This window comes from Burkholderia sp. RF7-non_BP4 (assembly GCF_001521935.1).
GTDB lineage: Bacteria > Pseudomonadota > Gammaproteobacteria > Burkholderiales > Burkholderiaceae > Burkholderia > Burkholderia diffusa.
This window is the reverse complement of record NZ_LOTA01000031.1, coordinates 236,076-253,635: the sequence shown is the minus strand read 5'-3', so window position 1 is coordinate 253,635 and position 17,560 is coordinate 236,076. Positions and strand designations below refer to the sequence as shown.

General features: G+C 68.2%; 16 protein-coding genes. 9 read left to right on the top strand and 7 right to left on the bottom strand.

Annotated features, from left to right (window positions below):
- Window positions 1-19: 19 nt before the first annotated feature.
- Both WS49_RS13280 and WS49_RS13275 read left to right on the top strand, forming a co-directional pair.
- Entirely contained in the window at window positions 20-1,216 is a 1,197-nt protein-coding gene (locus WS49_RS13280; protein ID WP_059528920.1) for a serine hydrolase domain-containing protein, read from the top strand.
- Between the two features lie 71 nt (window positions 1,217-1,287).
- Complete coding sequence (locus tag WS49_RS13275) at window positions 1,288-2,511, top strand: serine hydrolase domain-containing protein (protein ID WP_059528917.1); 1,224 nt, start codon at window positions 1,288-1,290, stop codon at window positions 2,509-2,511.
- 57 nt (window positions 2,512-2,568) lie between these two features.
- Here the strand turns inward: WS49_RS13275 and WS49_RS13270 are convergent, their stop codons facing one another.
- From WS49_RS13270 to WS49_RS13260, 3 genes are all read right to left on the bottom strand, one after another.
- The gene (locus tag WS49_RS13270; RefSeq protein ID WP_059528914.1) at window positions 2,569-3,927 is read right to left on the bottom strand and encodes an aspartate aminotransferase family protein; all 1,359 of its coding nucleotides are present in this window, start codon (window positions 3,925-3,927) and stop codon (window positions 2,569-2,571) included.
- A 275-nt stretch (window positions 3,928-4,202) separates the two neighbouring features.
- Window positions 4,203-4,709, bottom strand: coding sequence for a GNAT family N-acetyltransferase (locus WS49_RS13265; RefSeq protein ID WP_059528911.1), 507 nt, complete (start codon window positions 4,707-4,709; stop codon window positions 4,203-4,205).
- 499 nt (window positions 4,710-5,208) lie between these two features.
- On the bottom strand, window positions 5,209-5,814 hold the full coding sequence (locus tag WS49_RS13260; protein ID WP_059528908.1) for a glycine zipper 2TM domain-containing protein: 606 nt from the start codon (window positions 5,812-5,814) through the stop codon (window positions 5,209-5,211).
- Window positions 5,815-6,244: 430 nt separating this feature from the next.
- On the opposite strand from WS49_RS13260, the gene WS49_RS13255 reads away from it, so the two are divergent.
- From WS49_RS13255 to WS49_RS13245, 3 genes are all read left to right on the top strand, one after another.
- On the top strand, window positions 6,245-7,444 hold the full coding sequence (locus WS49_RS13255) for an amidohydrolase family protein (protein WP_059528904.1): 1,200 nt from the start codon (window positions 6,245-6,247) through the stop codon (window positions 7,442-7,444).
- 76 nt (window positions 7,445-7,520) lie between these two features.
- Window positions 7,521-8,705 carry an amidohydrolase family protein gene (locus WS49_RS13250; protein WP_059528900.1) on the top strand — a complete coding sequence of 395 codons (1,185 nt, stop codon included), beginning with the start codon at window positions 7,521-7,523 and terminating at the stop codon, window positions 8,703-8,705.
- A gap of 106 nt (window positions 8,706-8,811) precedes the next feature.
- Entirely contained in the window at window positions 8,812-9,249 is a 438-nt protein-coding gene (locus WS49_RS13245) for a nuclear transport factor 2 family protein (RefSeq protein WP_063888590.1), read from the top strand.
- Window positions 9,250-9,308: 59 nt separating this feature from the next.
- Here WS49_RS13245 and WS49_RS13240 read toward each other — a convergent pair whose 3' ends face one another.
- Entirely contained in the window at window positions 9,309-10,175 is an 867-nt protein-coding gene (locus tag WS49_RS13240; RefSeq protein ID WP_059528894.1) for a LysR family transcriptional regulator, read from the bottom strand.
- 617 nt (window positions 10,176-10,792) lie between these two features.
- On the opposite strand from WS49_RS13240, the gene WS49_RS13235 reads away from it, so the two are divergent.
- Window positions 10,793-11,596 (top strand): ABC transporter substrate-binding protein, encoded by an 804-nt coding sequence (locus tag WS49_RS13235; protein WP_059528891.1) that lies wholly within the window; start codon window positions 10,793-10,795, stop codon window positions 11,594-11,596.
- A 31-nt stretch (window positions 11,597-11,627) separates the two neighbouring features.
- Entirely contained in the window at window positions 11,628-12,482 is an 855-nt protein-coding gene (locus WS49_RS13230) for a phytanoyl-CoA dioxygenase family protein (RefSeq protein ID WP_059528887.1), read from the top strand.
- A 100-nt stretch (window positions 12,483-12,582) separates the two neighbouring features.
- On the opposite strand, the gene hutC is transcribed toward WS49_RS13230, so the two are convergent.
- The gene (gene hutC, locus WS49_RS13225; protein ID WP_059528884.1) at window positions 12,583-13,320 is read right to left on the bottom strand and encodes a histidine utilization repressor; all 738 of its coding nucleotides are present in this window, start codon (window positions 13,318-13,320) and stop codon (window positions 12,583-12,585) included.
- Between the two features lie 44 nt (window positions 13,321-13,364).
- Entirely contained in the window at window positions 13,365-14,129 is a 765-nt protein-coding gene (locus WS49_RS13220) for an SDR family oxidoreductase (protein ID WP_059528882.1), read from the bottom strand.
- Window positions 14,130-14,531: 402 nt separating this feature from the next.
- On the opposite strand from WS49_RS13220, the gene WS49_RS13210 reads away from it, so the two are divergent.
- Window positions 14,532-15,242, top strand: a complete 711-nt coding sequence (locus WS49_RS13210) for a YceH family protein (protein WP_059528876.1) — start codon at window positions 14,532-14,534, stop codon at window positions 15,240-15,242.
- Window positions 15,243-15,325: 83 nt separating this feature from the next.
- Here WS49_RS13210 and WS49_RS13205 read toward each other — a convergent pair whose 3' ends face one another.
- The gene (locus WS49_RS13205; protein WP_059528873.1) at window positions 15,326-15,748 is read right to left on the bottom strand and encodes a hypothetical protein; all 423 of its coding nucleotides are present in this window, start codon (window positions 15,746-15,748) and stop codon (window positions 15,326-15,328) included.
- Between the two features lie 374 nt (window positions 15,749-16,122).
- Between WS49_RS13205 and WS49_RS13200 the strand changes: the two genes are divergently transcribed.
- Window positions 16,123-17,430, top strand: coding sequence for a lipase family protein (locus WS49_RS13200; RefSeq protein ID WP_059528870.1), 1,308 nt, complete (start codon window positions 16,123-16,125; stop codon window positions 17,428-17,430).
- The last annotated feature ends 130 nt before the right edge of the window (window positions 17,431-17,560 follow it).

The following is a 17,560-nucleotide window of genomic DNA, read 5'->3' as shown; positions in this document are numbered from 1 at the left end:
CGTTTCAACAGGAGCAAGGATGAGCGTTTCCCTCGCAATGCGCGGCATCGCGGCCGCCGCGATCGTCGCCGGGTCGTGCGGCGGCCCGGCGCTGGCCGCGGGCGGCGCGCCGCAGGACCTGCCGAGCGTCGTGCCCGAAGCGGCCGGCGTCGATTCGGCGCCGCTCGTGCGGATGTCCGAATGGCTGCGCCGCGACCGGATGGACGTGCGCAGCCTCGTCGTCGTGAAGGACGGCAGGATCGTGTTCGAGCGCTACGGCGACGGCCTCACGCGCGACAACAACTACGAGCTGTATTCGGTGACGAAGACGATCACCGCGCTGCTCGCCGGCATCCTCGACGGCGAGGGCAAGCTCGGCCCGTCGACGAAGGTCGCGCGGCTGATCGCGGCCGCGCGGCCCGATCTCGCGAGCGAACTCGCGGACAAGCAGGACATCGAGCTGCGGCATCTGATGTCGATGTCGAGCGGCTTGCGCTACACGACGCGCGAAGGCACCGATCCGCTGTACTACGACGCGCCCGACCGGCTGCGCGTCGCGGTGACGAGCCGGGCCGCGCAGGCGCCCGGCACGCATTTCGACTACATCGACGTGAACCCGGTGCTGGTCGGCACGGCCGTGTCGATCGCCGCGCGGGAACGCGAGGACGACTTCGCGCGCCAGCGGCTGTTCGAACCGCTCGGCTTCGCGCATTACCGCTGGAGCGGTGCCGACGGCACCGGCGCGGTGGCGGGCGGCTGGGGCCTGCGGCTGCGCGCCGTCGACATGGCGAAGATCGGCATGCTGCTGCTCGACAACGGCCGCTGGAACGGCAAGCAGATCGTGCCGGCCGGCTGGGTCCGGCAGATGACCACGCCGTCGCCGGCCGCGGCCGACTACGGCTATTACTGCTGGATCGGCCACGTCGTCGAACACGGCACGCCGGAATTCGGCGCGATGGGCTTCAAGGGGCAGTTCATCACGGTGCTGCCCGCGCAGCGCGCGGTCGTCGTGATGACGAGCCTGCTGCCGACCGACGGCGGCTTGCGCGACGCGACCTATCTGAACCTGTATCGACGGATGGTCGGCGATTACATCCTGCCGGCGCTCACGCCCGCGCAGCCGCCGGTCGAGCGCGCGGAAACCACGCAGGCGCTGCGCGACGAACTCGCGCGCAGCCGTCGGACGAAGGGTGTGCCCGGCACCGCCGCTGCGTTCAACGATGCGCCGGAGATTTGATGAGGATTGCACATGTAATTGACCCTTCGTCCACGTGGCGTCGCGATGGGCGGCGTCCCGCGGCGCCTTTCATGCGACGGCTGCTCGCGCGGGTGGCGGCGCTGCTGATCGGCGGCGGCGTGCTGGCGTCGGCGCCGGTGCCGGTGCTGTCCGTGGCGCATGCGGACGATGTGCTGCCGCCGCTGCATGAAACCGGCATCGCGGCGGCCGCGCCCGAAGACGTCGGCGTGGATTCGCGCAAGCTCGTCGAGCTGTCGCGCTGGATTCGCGAACAGAAGCTCGACGTGTACAGCCTGCTCGTCGTGAAGGACGGCAAGCTGATCTTCGAGCGCTACGGGGCGAACGCGTCGCGCGATTCGACCTACGAACTGTATTCGGTGACGAAGGCCGTGACGTCGCTCGTCGCGGGCATCCTGGTCGATCGCGGTGCCGTGCATCTTGACGAGCCGGTGGCCGCGCGGCTCGCCGCATGGCGCCCCGATCTCGGCGACGCGCTCGCGGACAAGCGTGGCATCGAGCTGAAGCACGTGCTGTCGATGTCGAGCGGCCTGCATTACGACTTCAGCCCGAAGGACGATCCGATCTACTACACCGCGCCGGACCGGCTGAAGCTTGCCGCGTCTGCCGCGCCGAAGATCGCACCCGGCACCGCGTTCGAGTACACCGACGTGAATCCGATCCTCGCGTCGGCGATGCTGAGCGCGGCGGCCGGCGAACCCGTCGAGCGCTATGCGCAGGCGCATCTGTTCGGCCCGCTCGACATGAAGCGCGCCGCATGGGAGCGCGCGGACCGCACGGGGCTCGTATCGGCCGGCTGGGGGCTGCGGCTGCGCGCGGTCGACATGGCGAAGATCGGCATGCTCGTGCTCGACGGCGGGCACTGGCAGGGGCATCAGGTCGTGCCGCAGGCGTGGATCGCGCAGATGACGTCGCCGCGCGTGTCGCCGCATTTCGGCTACTACTGGTGGATCAACAACATCGTCGCGAGCGAGCCCGAATTCGACGCGATGGGCTTCAAGGGGCAATTCATCACGGTGCTGCCGAAGCGCAACACGGTGATCGTGATGACCGGCGTGCTGCCGGTGGACGGCGGCCTGCGCGACGCGGAGAACGTGAAGCTGTTCCGCCGGATGGTGAATGGCTACATCCTGCCGGCACTCGATGGCGGCGGTGCGTCGGGGCAGGATTCCGGCGGCGGCGACACGCGCGCGGCGCTGCGCGACGAGCTTGAAGCGAGTGCGCGCACCGCAGGCGTGCCCGGCACGCAGGTCGATCCGACGGATCTGCCGAAGTAGCGCCGGGCGTGCGGTCGGCTTGCCGTCGCGGGCGAGCCGAACGCTCGCTGCATCACGTCACGCCAGTTCGCCCAGGCACGCGTCGAACTGTGCGACGAGCGTATCGACGTCGGCGGCCGTCGTTTGCGGGCACACGAGCATCATGTTGTGGAACGGCGTGATCAGCACGCCGCGGTTCAGCAGGTACAGATGCACGATGTGCTCGAGCTCGCTGTCGAGCTGTTCGCCCGCGATCGTACCGTTGCGCGGCGGCACGGGCGTGAACTGGAACTCGGTGCGCGCGCCGATGCGCGTCACGCACCACGGCAGCCCGTGTTTCGCGATCGCCCGTTCGAGCCCGGTCGCGAGCCGCGCGGCCAGTTCGAACATGTGCGCATACGCGGCATCGGTCGCGACTTCGGCGAGCGTCGCGCGCATTGCATGCATGGCCAGCATGTTCGCGGTGAGCGTCGTGCCGATCCCGGAATGGCCGGGCGGCGCGTTCAGCTTCGCCTCTTTCGCGCGCGCCGCGAATTCGGCGCTGAACCCGTAGACCGCGCACGGGACGCCGCCCGCGATCGGCTTGCCGACCACCAGCGCGTCCGGTTCTAGACCGTGCGCGGCCGCATAGCCGCCGGGGCCGCTGCTGATCGTGTGCGTTTCGTCGATCACGAGCAGCGTGCCGTAGCGGCGTGTCAGTTCGCGTGCGGCTTCCCAGAAGCCCGGATCGGGCAGCACCATTCCGATGTTCGTCATCGCCGGCTCGGCGAGCACGCACGCGACGTCGCCGTCCTTCAGCGCCGCTTCGAGCGCGTCGAGATCGTTGAACTCGACGACGCGCGTGTTCGCGAGCAGGTCGTAGGACTGCCCGAGCAGGCTGTCGCGCTGCACCGGGCGGCCGTCGACGAGATCGACGAACACGTCGTCGACCGTGCCGTGATAGCAGCCGTTGAACACGACGATCGTATTGCGGCCGGTGGCCGCGCGCGCCCAGCGCAGCACGAAGCGGTTCGCGTCGCTCGCGCTCAGCGCGAATTGCCAGACCGGCAGCTTGAAGCGGCGCGCGAGTTCGCGCGAGACCCACGCCGCGTCCTCGCTCGGCAGCATCGTCGTGTAGCCGCGCGTCGCCTGCTCGGCAAGTGCGCGCGCGACCGGCTCGGGCGCATGGCCGAACATCGCGCCGGTGTCGCCGAGACAGAAGTCCGCGTAGCGATGACCGTCGACGTCGGTGAAGGTCGCACCGCGCGCTTCCTTCACGACCAGCGAGAACGGCGTCGACCAGTCCTGCATCCAGTGCAACGGCACGCCGAACAGCAAGTGCTCGGACGCTTCCGCGGACAACGCGCGGGAGATCGGCATGGCTTCGGTGAATGCACGGCGCTCGCGATCGAACAGTGCGCGGGCGCGGATGAGGTCGACTCCGTGGCGGGTCTGCAATTGAGGCTCCTGTGACGGGGTTGCATGGACGGGTGATGCTTCCGCGAGCTTGTCATATTCCATGCGCGCGGTCGATTCGGGCCTGACCGCGTATCCATCAGGTATGGAGTTTTTGCGCATAAAGATACGACAACATATGTCTTTTTCTCTATGGCTGAGAAGTGAGTGGGCGCACACAGGCGATCGTCGCGCAGGGGCCGATCCATGCGTTCAACGTGAGCGCGATGACGCTGACGAACGTGACGATCGCCGACAAGCGGTGACGGAGCGACGCGTCATGCCAGCGTCTTGACCATGTGGTGTTCGTCGTAGAAGCGGCCGTCGACGAACAGCGACCGCGGTTCCGTGCCGAACCGGACGAACCCCTGCGACGCGTACAGCCGTTCCGCGGTGCCGTTGATCGCGTTCACGCACAGGACCAGTTGCGTGCACTGCCACGCGTGCGCTGCGTGCGCGGTCGCGCTGTCGAGCAGCGATTGCGCGATGCCGCGCCCGCGATACGCGGGGTCGACGAACACGCCCCAGATCGTCGCCTTGTGCGCGACCTTCGCGCGCGCATCGCGGCGCACGCCCGTGATGCCGACGAGCGTTGCGTCGTCGAACGCGCCGAACACGGCGCGCTCGCGGGTCGGGGTGATGCGTGTCGCGAATTCATCGATCGGGACGCCTGCTTCTTCGTCGCGGGTCGGCAGGAACGAGGTCGGCGACGTGTCGACCGCGCGCAGGCGGACGGACTGGAATTGCGCCGCGTCGGCGGCGTCGAGCAGGCGGATCGCGATCATTGGTCGGGATTGTCGTTGGTGTGCCGGGATATCGGAATCTGCGGCGCGATGCGCGGCAGGGCATCGGCAATGCTAAGCGGAAACGCATGCGCTTGCTCGTGCGTTCGACGTGCCGCATCGGCATGCGTGAAGCAACGCGGCACCGATGGGCGAAGGGCGATGGAGGTGACGCGTGGAGAATCGATGAGCGTTCGCGATGCCTGCGGGCAATCGCGCACTCGGTGTCGAACGGATGCAAGCGGAAACGAACCGGATGCGGACATACCGGCCGCTGCGTTCGATGCGAGCCCGACCGCGGGTGGCGCGCGACGTGCGGTGCGTGACGACGCAACGCCGAACGCGACAAACATGCCGCGCGGAGGGAAGGAGCGGGATGAAGCGAGGCGCGCCCATGCGTTGCGCCGAAGCGGCGCACGGTGTCAGACGCGCGAAATGCCGACGCGACGTGAGGTGAGACGTTCGCGATGCGCCCGATCAGCTCAGGCGCATGCGACTCACGTCAATACCGCGACAGCTGATTGCCGTTGATCTGGACGCGATCGCCCGGGCGCAGGTTGCCCGGCGACTGCACGTCGAACGAGCGCGTCGAGCCGTCGCTGACCTGCACGTCGATCCGATAGCTGCTCGGCGGTTGGGCCGCGCCCATCTGCTGGCCGATCTGGTTGCCGGCGACGGCGCCGCCGAGCGCGCCGATCACGGTGGCCGCATCGCGGCCGTGGCCGCGGCCGAACTGGTTGCCCACCAGGCCGCCGACCAGCGCACCGACGACGGTGCCGGCCACGCCCGACGCGCCGATCGAGCCGCTGACCGGCTGGATGTTCGCGACGGTGCCGTATTGCGTGCCGTAGCCGTTGCCGTACTGGCCGCCGTACTGCGGGTTGCCGTATTGGTCGTACTGCGGCGCCTGGCTCGGATACGCCGGCTGCTGCACGTAGCCGGGTTGCGAATACGCGGGCTGCGCGTAACCGGGCGTCGCGTATTGCTGCTGCGGATAGCCGGGCTGCGCGCCATAGTAGCCCGGCGCGACACAGGCGGTCAGCGGAAGCGCCGCCACGGCGACGAGCGAGGCGAACAGAACGGTCTTCGTGGAAGGCATGCGCATCATGATGTTTCCTGCATCGGCAACGTGTTCGCCGACGAATTCCGGGACGGGTGGCGAACTCGGCGTGAGTATAAGGAAAGGGCGATTGCGCGTCCGGTGCGGCCGGGTAACAACGTGTAAAGTCTGTTGCCGCGCAAATCGCGGCCGGGCGCGGCGGCGCGATTCGCCCGACCGCGCCCGCGCCGATGCACGTTTATCGGCAATGCGGGCGCCGCCCCGATGATCGCACCCCATCGCCGCGCCAGGCCCGACGGGACGGCCCGTCCGCACATCGCGAAATCGAATGCACGGCATCGCGACATTTAATTGGCCACTGGCCGCCCCGTCCGATATCGTGACCGCATTCCCTGCCAACGGCCGTGCCGTGCCGGCCGCGGATCTTTCCCCCGTCCGCGCCGGCGTCGCGCAGCGACCGCCCCACACATTCCGAGTCATGACCGATCGCTTTTTCACCAACGCCGTCGATGCCGGCGGCCAGCCCGTCAACCTCGCCGTCCATGACGGCCGCTTCGTCGCAATCGGGGCCGATTGCACGGCCGCGCCCGGCGCGGAAACGATCGACCTCGGCGGGCGCGTCGTGCTGCCCGGCTTCGTCGACGGCCACATCCATCTCGACAAGAGCTTCGTCGGCGACCGCTGGGTGCCGCACGAACCGGTCGGCTCGCTGCGCGAGCGGCTCGCGGTCGAGAAGCGCCAGCTCGCGGCCGCGCCGCCGATCGTCGAACGCGCGAATGCGCTGATCGCGCAGGCCGCCGCGTTCGGCACGATCGCGATGCGCAGCCACGTCGACGTCGACGCGACGACGGGCCTGTCGAACCTGCAGGCCGTGATGGCCGCGCGCGAACAATGGCGCGGGATCGTCGACATCGAACTGGTCGCGTTCCCGCAGGCCGGCGTGGTGACGTGCCCGGGCACCGCCGCGATCCTCGACGCGGCCGTGCGCGAAGGCGCGGACGTGGTCGGCGGGATCGACCCGACGACGCTCGACGGCGACGCGGACGGCCAGCTCGACATCGTGTTCGGCATCGCCGAGAAGCGCGGCGCGAAGATCGACATCCACCTGCACGAACCGGGCGAGACCGGCATCGCGCAATTGTTGCGGATCGCGGCGCGCACGCGCGCGGCGGGCCTCGGCGGCCGCGTGAACGTGAGCCACGCGTATGCGCTCGGCCAGGTCGATCACGGCGACGTCGAGCGTGCGGCCGCGGCACTTGCCAGCGCGGGCGTGTCGATCCTGACCAACGCGCCGGGCGACTGCGCATTTCCGCCGGTGCGGCAACTGCGCGATGCGGGCGTGCACGTGTTCGCCGGCAACGACAACATTCGCGATGCGTGGTGGCCGTACGGCAACGGCGACATGCTGCAGCGCGCGATGATGATCGGCTACCGCTCGGGTTTCTACACCGACGAAGCGCTCGGCATCGCACTCGACATGGCGACGCATGCCGGCGCGCGCGCGATCGGCAAGGCCGACTACGGCATCGCGGTCGGCTGCGACGCGAGCTTCGTCGCGGTGCGCGCGCCGAACGCGGCGGCCGCCGTCGCCGGCGTGCCGGCCGAACGCTGGGTGTTCCGACGCGGCGAAAGCGATACCGGTGCGCCGTTCGCGCCGGCACAGCGTTTCACGCAATAACGCGATAACGACCTGACCGCCGTCGCGGTGCGTGCATCGTGACGGCCTTGCACTGACCGACCACACCGGAACCGACATGACGAACCTGCTGATCCGCAACGTGCGCACGCACGCCGACGAAGCGCTCGACATCCTGATCGAAGGCGAGCGCATCGCGCGCGTCGGCCCGTCGCTCGACGCGCCCGCCGGCTGCGCGATCGAGGACGGCGCGCGCGCGCTCGCGCTGCCTGGCCTCGTCGAAGGCCACACGCACCTCGACAAGACCCACTGGGGGATGCCGTGGTATCGCAACGCGGTGGGGCCGCGCCTCGTCGACCGCATCGAGAACGAACGCAACTACCGCGCGACGAGCGGCCATGAGGCCGGCGCCGCATCGCTCGCGCTGTCGCGCGCGTTCCTCGCGGCCGGCACGACGCGCATCCGCACGCACGTGGACATCGACACCGAGGCCGGGCTGCGGCATCTGCACGGCGTGCTCGCGACGCGCGAGACGCTGCGCGGGCAGGTGGAGATCCAGATCGTCGCGTTTCCGCAGTCGGGCGTGCTGAAGCGGCCCGGCACCGCCGCGCTGCTGTCCGACGCGCTCGGCGCGGGCGCCGACCTGCTCGGCGGGCTCGACCCGTGCGCGATCGAAGGCGATCCGGTCGAGGCGGTGGACGTGCTGTTCGGGATTGCCGAGCGTCACGGCCGCGGGCTCGACCTGCACCTGCACGAGCGCGGGTCGATGGGCGCATACTCGCTCGACCTGATCCTGCAGCGCACCGCCGCGCTCGGCATGCAGGGCAAAGTCACGATCAGCCACGGCTTCTGCCTCGGCGACATCGCGGAGCGCGAGCGCGACGCGCTGCTCGCGCGGATGGCCGAACTCGGCGTCGCGATCGTCACGACCGCGCCGGCCGCGGTGCCGGTGCCGCCGGTCGCCGCGTGCCGCGCGGCCGGCGTGACCGTGATCGGCGGCAACGACGGCGTGCGCGATACGTGGACGCCGTACGGTTCGCCCGACATGCTCGAACGCGCGATGCTGATCGGCATGCGCAACGATTTCCGCCGGGACGACGCGCTCGAAGTCGCGCTCGATTGCGTGACGCACGGCGCGGCACGCGGCTGCGGCTTCGCCGACTACGGTCTGGAGGCGGGCAAGCGTGCGGACGTCGTGCTCGTCGATGCGCTGACGTTCGCCGAGGCCGTCGTCGCGCGGCCGACGCGGCGGCTTGTCGTGTCGTCGGGGAAGATCGTCGCGCGCAACGGCGTGCTGGTCTGAGCCGAGCGCCGCATCGTGCCGGTATGATCGGGCCTTCTTCAGCCTGATCTCCGGGGAGACGACGATGCGATGCACGCGCACGAGGGCGGCACGCGCCGCCAGATGGATGGCGGCGGCAACGTTCGCGGCGACCGCCGCGCATGCGATGGCGGCCGGCCCCGACGACGCGCGGCAGGAAGCGAATCGCCGCACGGTGCTCGCGTTTTACGAGAAAGGCCTGAACGAGAAGGATGCGGATGCCGCGCTCGCCTATGTCGGCGAACGATACGTGCAGCACAACCCGAACGCGGCCGACGGCCGCGACGGCTTCCGCCAGTTCGTCGCGTTTCTGCGCGACAAGTATCCGCGGTCGCACAGCGAGATCAAGCGGTCGTTCGTCGACGGCGACTACGTGATCCTGCACGTGCACGCGGTGCGCGAACCCGGCACGCGCGGTAGCGCGATCATGGATATCTTCCGGCTCGAGCACGGCAAGATCGTCGAGCATTGGGACGTGAACCAGCCGGTGCCGGAGCAGGCGGCAAACGGGAACACGATGTTCTGATGCGCGTGCATTCCCCGGTTACGCGGTTGCTCGGCTAATGCCGACCCGCATCGCCGCGCTCAATCCTCTTCGTGCTCCAGCATCGCCGCGAGCGCCTTCGTCAGTTCGCCGACCATCGGATCGGCTGTCGGCCGATGCAGGATCGCGATGTCCATGTTCTCGATCGGCGCGAAGCCGCCGTGTTCCTCGGTCAGCACCACGTGGTCGTCGGTCACCACGCGCGCGGGCAGCACGCTGATGCCGAGCCCGTCCGCGACGGCCGCCTGGATGCCGCTCAGGCTCGACGTCGTGAAGCTGATCCGCCAGCGGCGGCCGCGTTCCTCGATCGCTTTGATCATGTCGTCGCGATAGAGCCCGCGCGGCGGAAACACGACGATCGGCACCGGGTCGAGCTCGATCGTCGGATGTTGCGCGCTGTCGATCCAGCGCAGCTTCTCCGGCCAGCGCGCCACCGCCTCGCGGCTGTCGCGCCGCTGCTTGATCAGCACGAGATCGAGCTCGCCGCGATCGTAGGCCGCGCAGATGTCGCGGCTCAGCCCGCACATCACTTCGAGCTTCACCTGCGGATGATCGCGCTTGAACGCGGCGAGCGCATGGGTCGTGCGGCCCGCCGCGAAATCGTCGGGCACGCCGAGCCGGATCGTCAGCGCGACGGTCGCGCCCGACAGCGCCTCCAGCATCTCGTCGTTCAGCGCGATCATGCGTCGCGCGTAGCTGAGCACGGTCACGCCGGCGTCGGTCGGCCGCACGTCGCGCGTGCCGCGGTCGAGCAGGCGGTGCCCCGCGATCTCCTCCAGCCGCCGCACCTTCTGGCTGACCGTCGACTGCGTCGAATGCAGGCGCGCGGACGCGGTCGTGAAGCTGCCGCAGTCCGCGACCATCACGAGCGCGCGCAACAGGTCGAGGTCGAACAAAGGTCTATTCATATCCGCACTTTTTCGGCTTGCAACATTTCATTTTCAAATACGCGCGACGATTTTTAACATGGGCCGAGCCCGTGGGCAATCGCGGTTTCGCCGGACCCGGCGCCCCGCGGACCGGCTGCGCGGCGCGGTTGATTGCGGTGCACGGGCGGCGATGATGTGGAAGCGGTGCGGGCGGGTATGAACGCCGATCACATGAGTCGGTTCGACCGTGGCATCGATGCGGTATAGGTCGGAATCGCGGCCAAGGTGACTCCCGAAGGGCGACGGTCTGATTTGCCGGCGATTTCTGATCGTCCCGGTTTGTGGATATCCGATCAGATATGCTCTCTGCTGGCTGTGCGCAGCACCGGGTAAACGCCTGAACACCCACAAACTCCCGGCAAGTTTCTATATTTGGTGGGTTAGATCGCTCTTTCTGCGCGATTTCTCCGCGTAATTCCCGCCCGTCCACTCCACCTCCATTTCTTCGGCTTGCACTCGAAAATCGAGCGGTCTAGACTGCATCGCAGTTTCATCGAAGTCCCAGTCTTTCGCGTACCGCGCCGGGCCTGCCGGCACGACGCTCCCCAACGGACGCCCGGCGCTCGCCCGCCGCGTCGAGACCACAAGGACACACCATGAACCGCACTGCAAAGCTCGTCGTTTCCGCGCTGGCGTTCGCGCCGCTCGTCTCGGTCGCGCAGGACACGGCGACGATCCGCTGGGGCATCGATCCCACCTATCCGCCGTTCGAGGCGAAACAGCCCGACGGTTCGCTCGCCGGCTTCGACATCGACCTGCGCAATGCGATCTGCGAGCAGTTGCGCGCGAAATGCGTGTGGGTCGAGCAGGGCTTCGACGGGATGATTCCGGCGCTGCGCGCGCGCAAGTTCGACGTGATCATGTCCGCGATGACGGCCACCGACGAGCGGCTCAAGCAGATCGACTTCTCGAACAAGCTGTACGCGTCGCCGGGTGCGCTCGTCGCGCCGGCCGGCTCGAAGCTGCTGCCGACCGCCGCGTCGCTTGCCGGCAAGCGGGTCGGGATCGACCAGGGCACGACGCAGGAGGCATACGCGAAGGCCGAATGGGCGACCAAGGGCGTGACGATCGTGTCGTACCAGAACCAGGACCAGGTGTATCAGGATCTGGTGAACGGCCGTCTCGACGCGACCTTCCAGGACAAGACGCAGGCCGGCTATTCGTTCCTGAAGACACCACGCGGCAAGGGCTACGCGTTCGCGGGCCCCGACGTGACCGACGTGCGCATCACCGGCTACGGCGTCGCGATGGGCGTGCGCAAGGGCGACGCCGAGATGAAGAAGCGGCTCAACGACGCGATCGCCGCGATCCGCGCGAACGGCACGTACCAGAAGATCGCCGCGAAATATTTCGACTTCGACATCTACGGCGCGAAGCAGCAGCTGACCGCCGCACCGTGACCCCGTGACTCATTCAATCGACAGGCAAGCCATGACGAGTATCCAGGACCGCGTCGCGACAGCCGTGACGCCCGAACTGATCGCCGCCTTCCGTGAAGAAGGCGCGGTCTGCATCAAGGGCATCTTCTCGCCCGACGAAGTGGCCGCGCTGCGTGCCGGCATCGACGCGAACCTCGCGCAGCCCAGCGAGCGCGCGAAGGTCGCGAGCCGGCCCGACGACCCGGGCTGGTTCTTCGAGGACTTCTGCAACTGGCAGCACAACGACGCGTACCGCGACTTCATCGTGCGCTCGCCCGCGCCGTCGGTGGCCGCCGCGCTGATGGGCACGCGGACGGTGCGGCTGCATCACGACCATCTTCTGGTGAAGGAGCCCGGCACGCGGCAGCGCACGCCGTGGCATCAGGACCAGCCGTACTACAACATCGAAGGCGACGACAACGTCAGCATGTGGATTCCGGTCGATCCGGTGCCGCTCGAATCGACGCTGGAGTTCGTCGCGGGTTCGCACCGGGGGCCGTGGCTGATGCCGCGCACATTCATGGACAAGGAGGCGAAGTGGTTTCCGGAAGGCAGCCTCGCCGACCTGCCCGACATCGAGGCCGACCGCTCGGCGTTCCCGATCCGCCACTGGGCGCTCGAGCCGGGCGACATGGTGTGCTTCCGGATGCTGACGCTGCACGCGTCGGGCGGGACGCAGAATCGTCGGCGCGCGTTTTCGATCCGCTTCGTCGGCGACGACATCCGTCACGCGCCGCGCCGCTGGAAGACGTCGCCCGATTTCCCGGGGCTCGCGGACGAACTGCCGGACGGCGCGCCGCTCGAGCACCCGCTGTTTCCGGTCGTGTGGTCGCGCGGCGCGGGGCAGGTCGGGGCGATCCGGGCGTAAGCGGCGGATCGCGACGACATCAAGTGACATCACGCGCGCGGCGTCCGCTTCGCGATGAAGCGGACGCCGCGCGTGGTCGTTTTCGAGCGTCGCGGGAGGTTCAGGTCTGGTGCCGCCCGGCGCCCGGCTTGAAGCGCGAGCCGAGCCGATAGCGGTTGCCCGGGTGCAGGAAGTGTACGAACGTGACGGGCAGTCCGTTCGTCCAGGTGCGGCGCGTGAGCGTGAGGCACGGCTCGTCGGCGCGCATGTCGAGCAGCCGCGCCTGTTCGCCGGTCGGCAGCGACGCGTCGACCACGTGCTCGATCTCCAGTTCGTAGTGCGACACGTTGTTGAACAGGTATTCGGACGGCGGCTCGACCTGGAAATCCTGGTCGATGAATTCGGGCGCGGCGGCCGGGTTCACGTAGCGATCCTCCAACTGGATCGGGCGGCCGTTTTCCTCGTGCACGCATACCACGTGAAAGACCGGCGTGTTGACCGCCAGCCCGAACGCGGCCGCGACGTCGAACGACGCGGGCTCGCGCGACTGGCTGAGCACGCGGCAGCGATATTCGTGGCCGCGCGCGCGGATCTCGTCGCGGATGTGCGCAATCATCAGCAGGTTCGACTGCGGCTTCACCTCGGCGACGAAGGTGCCGACGCCCGCGATGCGTTTCAGCACGCCTTCCTCGGTCAGCTCGCGCAGCGCGCGGTTGACCGTCATGCGCGCGACGCCGAATTGCGCGGCAAGATCGAGTTCGGACGGAATGCGGTCCCCCGGGCGCCAGTCGCCCGCGTCGACATTCTGGCGGACGAGCGTCTTGATCTGCTGGAACGGAGCGGTGGTCTTCGTGACCATCGGGGGATCCTCGGGGGAAGGCAACCGCGAAATTCTATCCCGGATCAGGTTGCGGGCAATTCGCGAACGTCGACCGTCGGCACCGAACCGAACGCGTCGCTCAGTGCATAGCCGATCAATTGCCGCGCGGCCGCCTCGGGCGTCGACAGCGCGCCGCTCGACTTCAACTGGTCGAATTTCTCGCGCATCGGGAAGTTCGCTTCGCTGGTCGAGCGGATCGTCGCCTGCATGCCCGTGTCGACGACGCCCGGCGCGACACTGCAGATCCGCAGCGCGCGGTTCGCATCGAGCGCGACGGCGCGCGCGTGATGATCGAGCGCCGCCTTGGTCGCGCAGTAGACGCTCCAGCCCGCATACGCGTTGCGCGCGGCGCCGCTCGACACGTGCAGGATCCGGCATTCGGTCGGCGCCGCCGCCGCCTGCACGAGCGCGGCCGACAGCATCAGCGGCGCCGCGACGTTCACGCCGACCGCGCGCGCGACGAGCGCCGGATCCTGCGCGTCGAGCGCGCCGATCGGATCGACGATGCCCGCGTTGTTGAAGAGCATCACGATCGACGCGCCGTCGACGAAGCGGCGCAGCGTGTCGCCGGCGAGCCAGGCCGCGACGGCCGACGTGTCCGACAGGTCGAGCTCGATGTCGGCGAAACGGTCGCCGGCCTGCGCGGCGAGCGACGGATGACGGCTGCGCGACACGCCGAGCACGGCGATGCCTTCCTGCAGCAGTTGTTCGGCGAGCGACGCGCCGAGGCCGCGCGTGTGTCCGGTGACGATGGCGCGCACGTGCGGCGCTGAAATGGATGAGGTCATGGCGGTGATTGAGTGAACGGATGAAGCGTGTCGACGCGTGGCGCGCATGCGCCGCGGCACGGCGTGCGGGACGGGCGATGCGCGGTGCTGGCGTGGCGTGCGAAGTCGGCCGCGTGCGGCGCGGCATGTCCAAAAGTGAACGCGTATCGTAGCGCCGGCCCGGGCGACGCGCAAACGCGGGGCGACGCCGCGCGCGGGCGCGGTGCGTGAATTCGCGACGTCGAACGCATGCACCGCCGCGCGGCCGATACGTTGGACGAAAGCGGACTGCGGCAAGTCCGCACGCCATGGCGGCGCGTGGCGCCGGGCCCCACGTCGCGAGCTATCATATGGCTCCCCCGTTCGCGACGCCGGACGGGGCGCGACCGTTTCCTTTCACTTGCCGCACGCTGCGACGCATCCATGAACACCACGCCGGACATGCCCACGCCACGCGCCTTGCGCGAACTTACGCCCCTCGAGGCCCGCATTCTCGGGGTGCTCGTCGAGAAGCAGCACACCGTGCCCGACACCTATCCGCTCTCGCTGAATGCGCTGACCTCGGGCTGCAACCAGAAGACCGCGCGCTCACCGGTGATGAACGTCAGCGAGGACGAAGTCACGACCGCGCTCGACGGGCTCAAGCACCTGAGCCTCGTGATGGAAGGAAGCAGCAGCCGCGTGCCGCGTTTCGAGCACAACATGAACCGTGTGCTCGGGATTCCGAGCCAGGCGATCGCGCTGCTGACGATCCTGCTGCTGCGCGGCCCGCAGACGGCCGCCGAACTGCGCCTGAACAGCGCACGCCTGCACGGCTTCGCGGACATCTCGTCGGTCGAGGCGTTTCTCGACGAACTCGCGGCGCGTGCGCAGCCGCTCGTCGTCCGGTTGCCGCGCGCGCCCGGTGCGCGCGAGAATCGCTGGATGCACCTGATGTGCGGCGAGGTGAACGTCACCGACTTCGCCGGTTCGGACACGGGCGGCGGCGCGGATTCCGTTCCGCCGTCCGAGTTCGAGGCGCTGAAGGCCGAACAGAAGCGGCTTGCGGATGAAGTGGCGCGGCTGAACGCGCTCGTTCAGCGCATGGCGACCGAACTCGGGATCGACGTCGATACCCCGGGCGACGCGGGCTGACCGCCCGCCGAGCCAACTCGACACCGGCGCGGATCAGGGCGCGCCGGTGACGAACCCACCTCCCGACACCGCTCGAACCTGCGCTACCAGCGGCACCCCGTCTTCTCGGACGCATCGACGTCCTGCGCCCACGCGAAATCGGTCTTCTTGCCGGTGCGCGCATTGGTGTACGTCATCGAATAGACGATCGCACCCTGGCTCATCATTTCGTATTCGCCGTTGATCTTGCCGTCGACCATCTCCCACCACGTCGTCGTGAACTGGTACGGGCGGCCTTCCGCGAGTGCTTCCTGATCCACGTGCTTGAGCAGCAGCGGAATCGCCGTCTTCGATTTCGCGTAGCGGACGACGCCCCCTTGCCACTTCGCCACGTCGTCGTAATACGTGCGCAATTCGAAGCGCACGGGTTTGTCGCCGGTCGTCCTGAAGCACAGCACCTCGGTGCTGACCTCGGCCGACGCAGGCAATGCGATGCACAGCAGCAACGCGGCAAGTGTCTTTTTCATGTATGTGTGTGAGTCGTGGATGGCTCGTGCCGAACGTGAGGCCCCATCGGCGGCGGACAGTCGTGATCGTACGGTACCTCAGTGATACGCGATACTCGGCCGTACGGTTGGAACGTCTCGCGCAGCGTGATCGTCGCGACGGGGTTTAGGCGTTTACCTTCAAACAACGGGAAATCCGCATCGATTCCGTTCTCGCTGTGCTTCAATTCATCCGGTTTGCAGTCCTACTAAATTCCATACCGAAAACAGAAGGGACCCGTCACTCAAAGGAGACAGCCGATGGCCAGGAACCCGTCTTGACGCCGCAATCCGGACAAGTCGCAACACAGCGAACTTCCTTGATGAAAAGCAGGTTATCCCCAGAGGCAACTCCGATGTCCTCCAAACGTTTGATGACGATCGCGGCCGCCGTGCTGGCCGTCGCCACGTCGTCGGTTCATGCAGGCGCGGCCGCCGTGACCGACCCGTTCTACACGTATACGGGCGCCACGCCGTTGAAATCGATTCCACCCGGCACGGTGCTCAACACGCGAACCGTCACCTATCACGTGGCCGGAATGCCGACCGCGGTGACCGCCCAGCAGTTGCTGTATCGCACCAACGACGCGCAGAACCGGCCGGTCGTCAACGTGACGTCGGTGATCCGGAGCCCGGTCAGCAACGGCCGGGCGATCTCGTACCAGTCGGCCTACGACTCGCTGAATCCTTACGACGAACCGTCGCAGGTGATCGCCGGCGATCGCGACGTCACGAAGATCATCAACGTCGGCACCTTGCTCTACAGCGCGGAATCGATCCCGCTGTCGACGCTGCTGCTGCTCGGCTACAACGTGATCGTGCCCGATACGGAAGGCCAGACGGCGGACTTCGCCGCCGGCCCCGAATACGGGATGACGACGCTCGATTCGATCCGCGCGGCGCTCAACACGCCGTCGACGGGCCTCGCGCCGTCCAGCAAGGTCGCGATGATCGGCTATTCCGGCGGTGCGATCGCGACGAACTGGGCCGCGCAACTCGCGCCGAGCTATGCGCCGGACGTCAACAAGCAGCTCGTCGGCGCGGCCGAGGGCGGCGTGCTGGTCGACCCCGCGCACAACCTGCGCTACGTCGACGGCAGCATCGTCTGGGGCGGCGTCGCGGCGGCCGCGCTCGCCGGGCTGTCGCGCGGCTTCGGCTTCGATCTGACGCCGTATCTGAGCGACAGCGGCGTCGCCGTATTCAACGACATCCGGAACCAGTCGCTCGCCTACATCCTGCCGAAATACACGGGGCTGCGGTGGGCGACGCTGTTCAAGCCGCAATACGCGAACGACATCAACAGCATTCCGGCGTACGTGACCTACGCGAACAAGGTGAACGCCGGGCTGGCCGCGTCGCCGAGGATTCCGATGTACATCGTTCAGGGCACGGCCGGTGTGCTCGACGGCACGTTCGGCAGCCAGGTGGGCGACGGCGTGATGCTCGCGTACGATGTACGCGCGCTCGCGCAGAAGTTCTGTGCCAGCGGCGTGCCGGTCGTGTACACCGAATATCCGCTCGAACACGCGGGCGCGATCGCACCGTGGGTGGCCGGCATGCTGCCCTGGCTCTACGACCGCTTCGGCGGCAAGGCCGCGCCGAGCAATTGCGCGCTGACGGCATTGTTGCCGAGCAACTCGCTCGCGCCCGAGACGCTGCACTAGCGCGCCCCGCGCATCGACACAATCGCCGGGCGATCCTTCGCGGATCGCCTTTTTTCATCCGGCGCCTTGACGCCGGTCGCCTTCCCCCGCCGCGCCTCGCTGCCGCCACGCGCGAGTGCCATAATCGAGC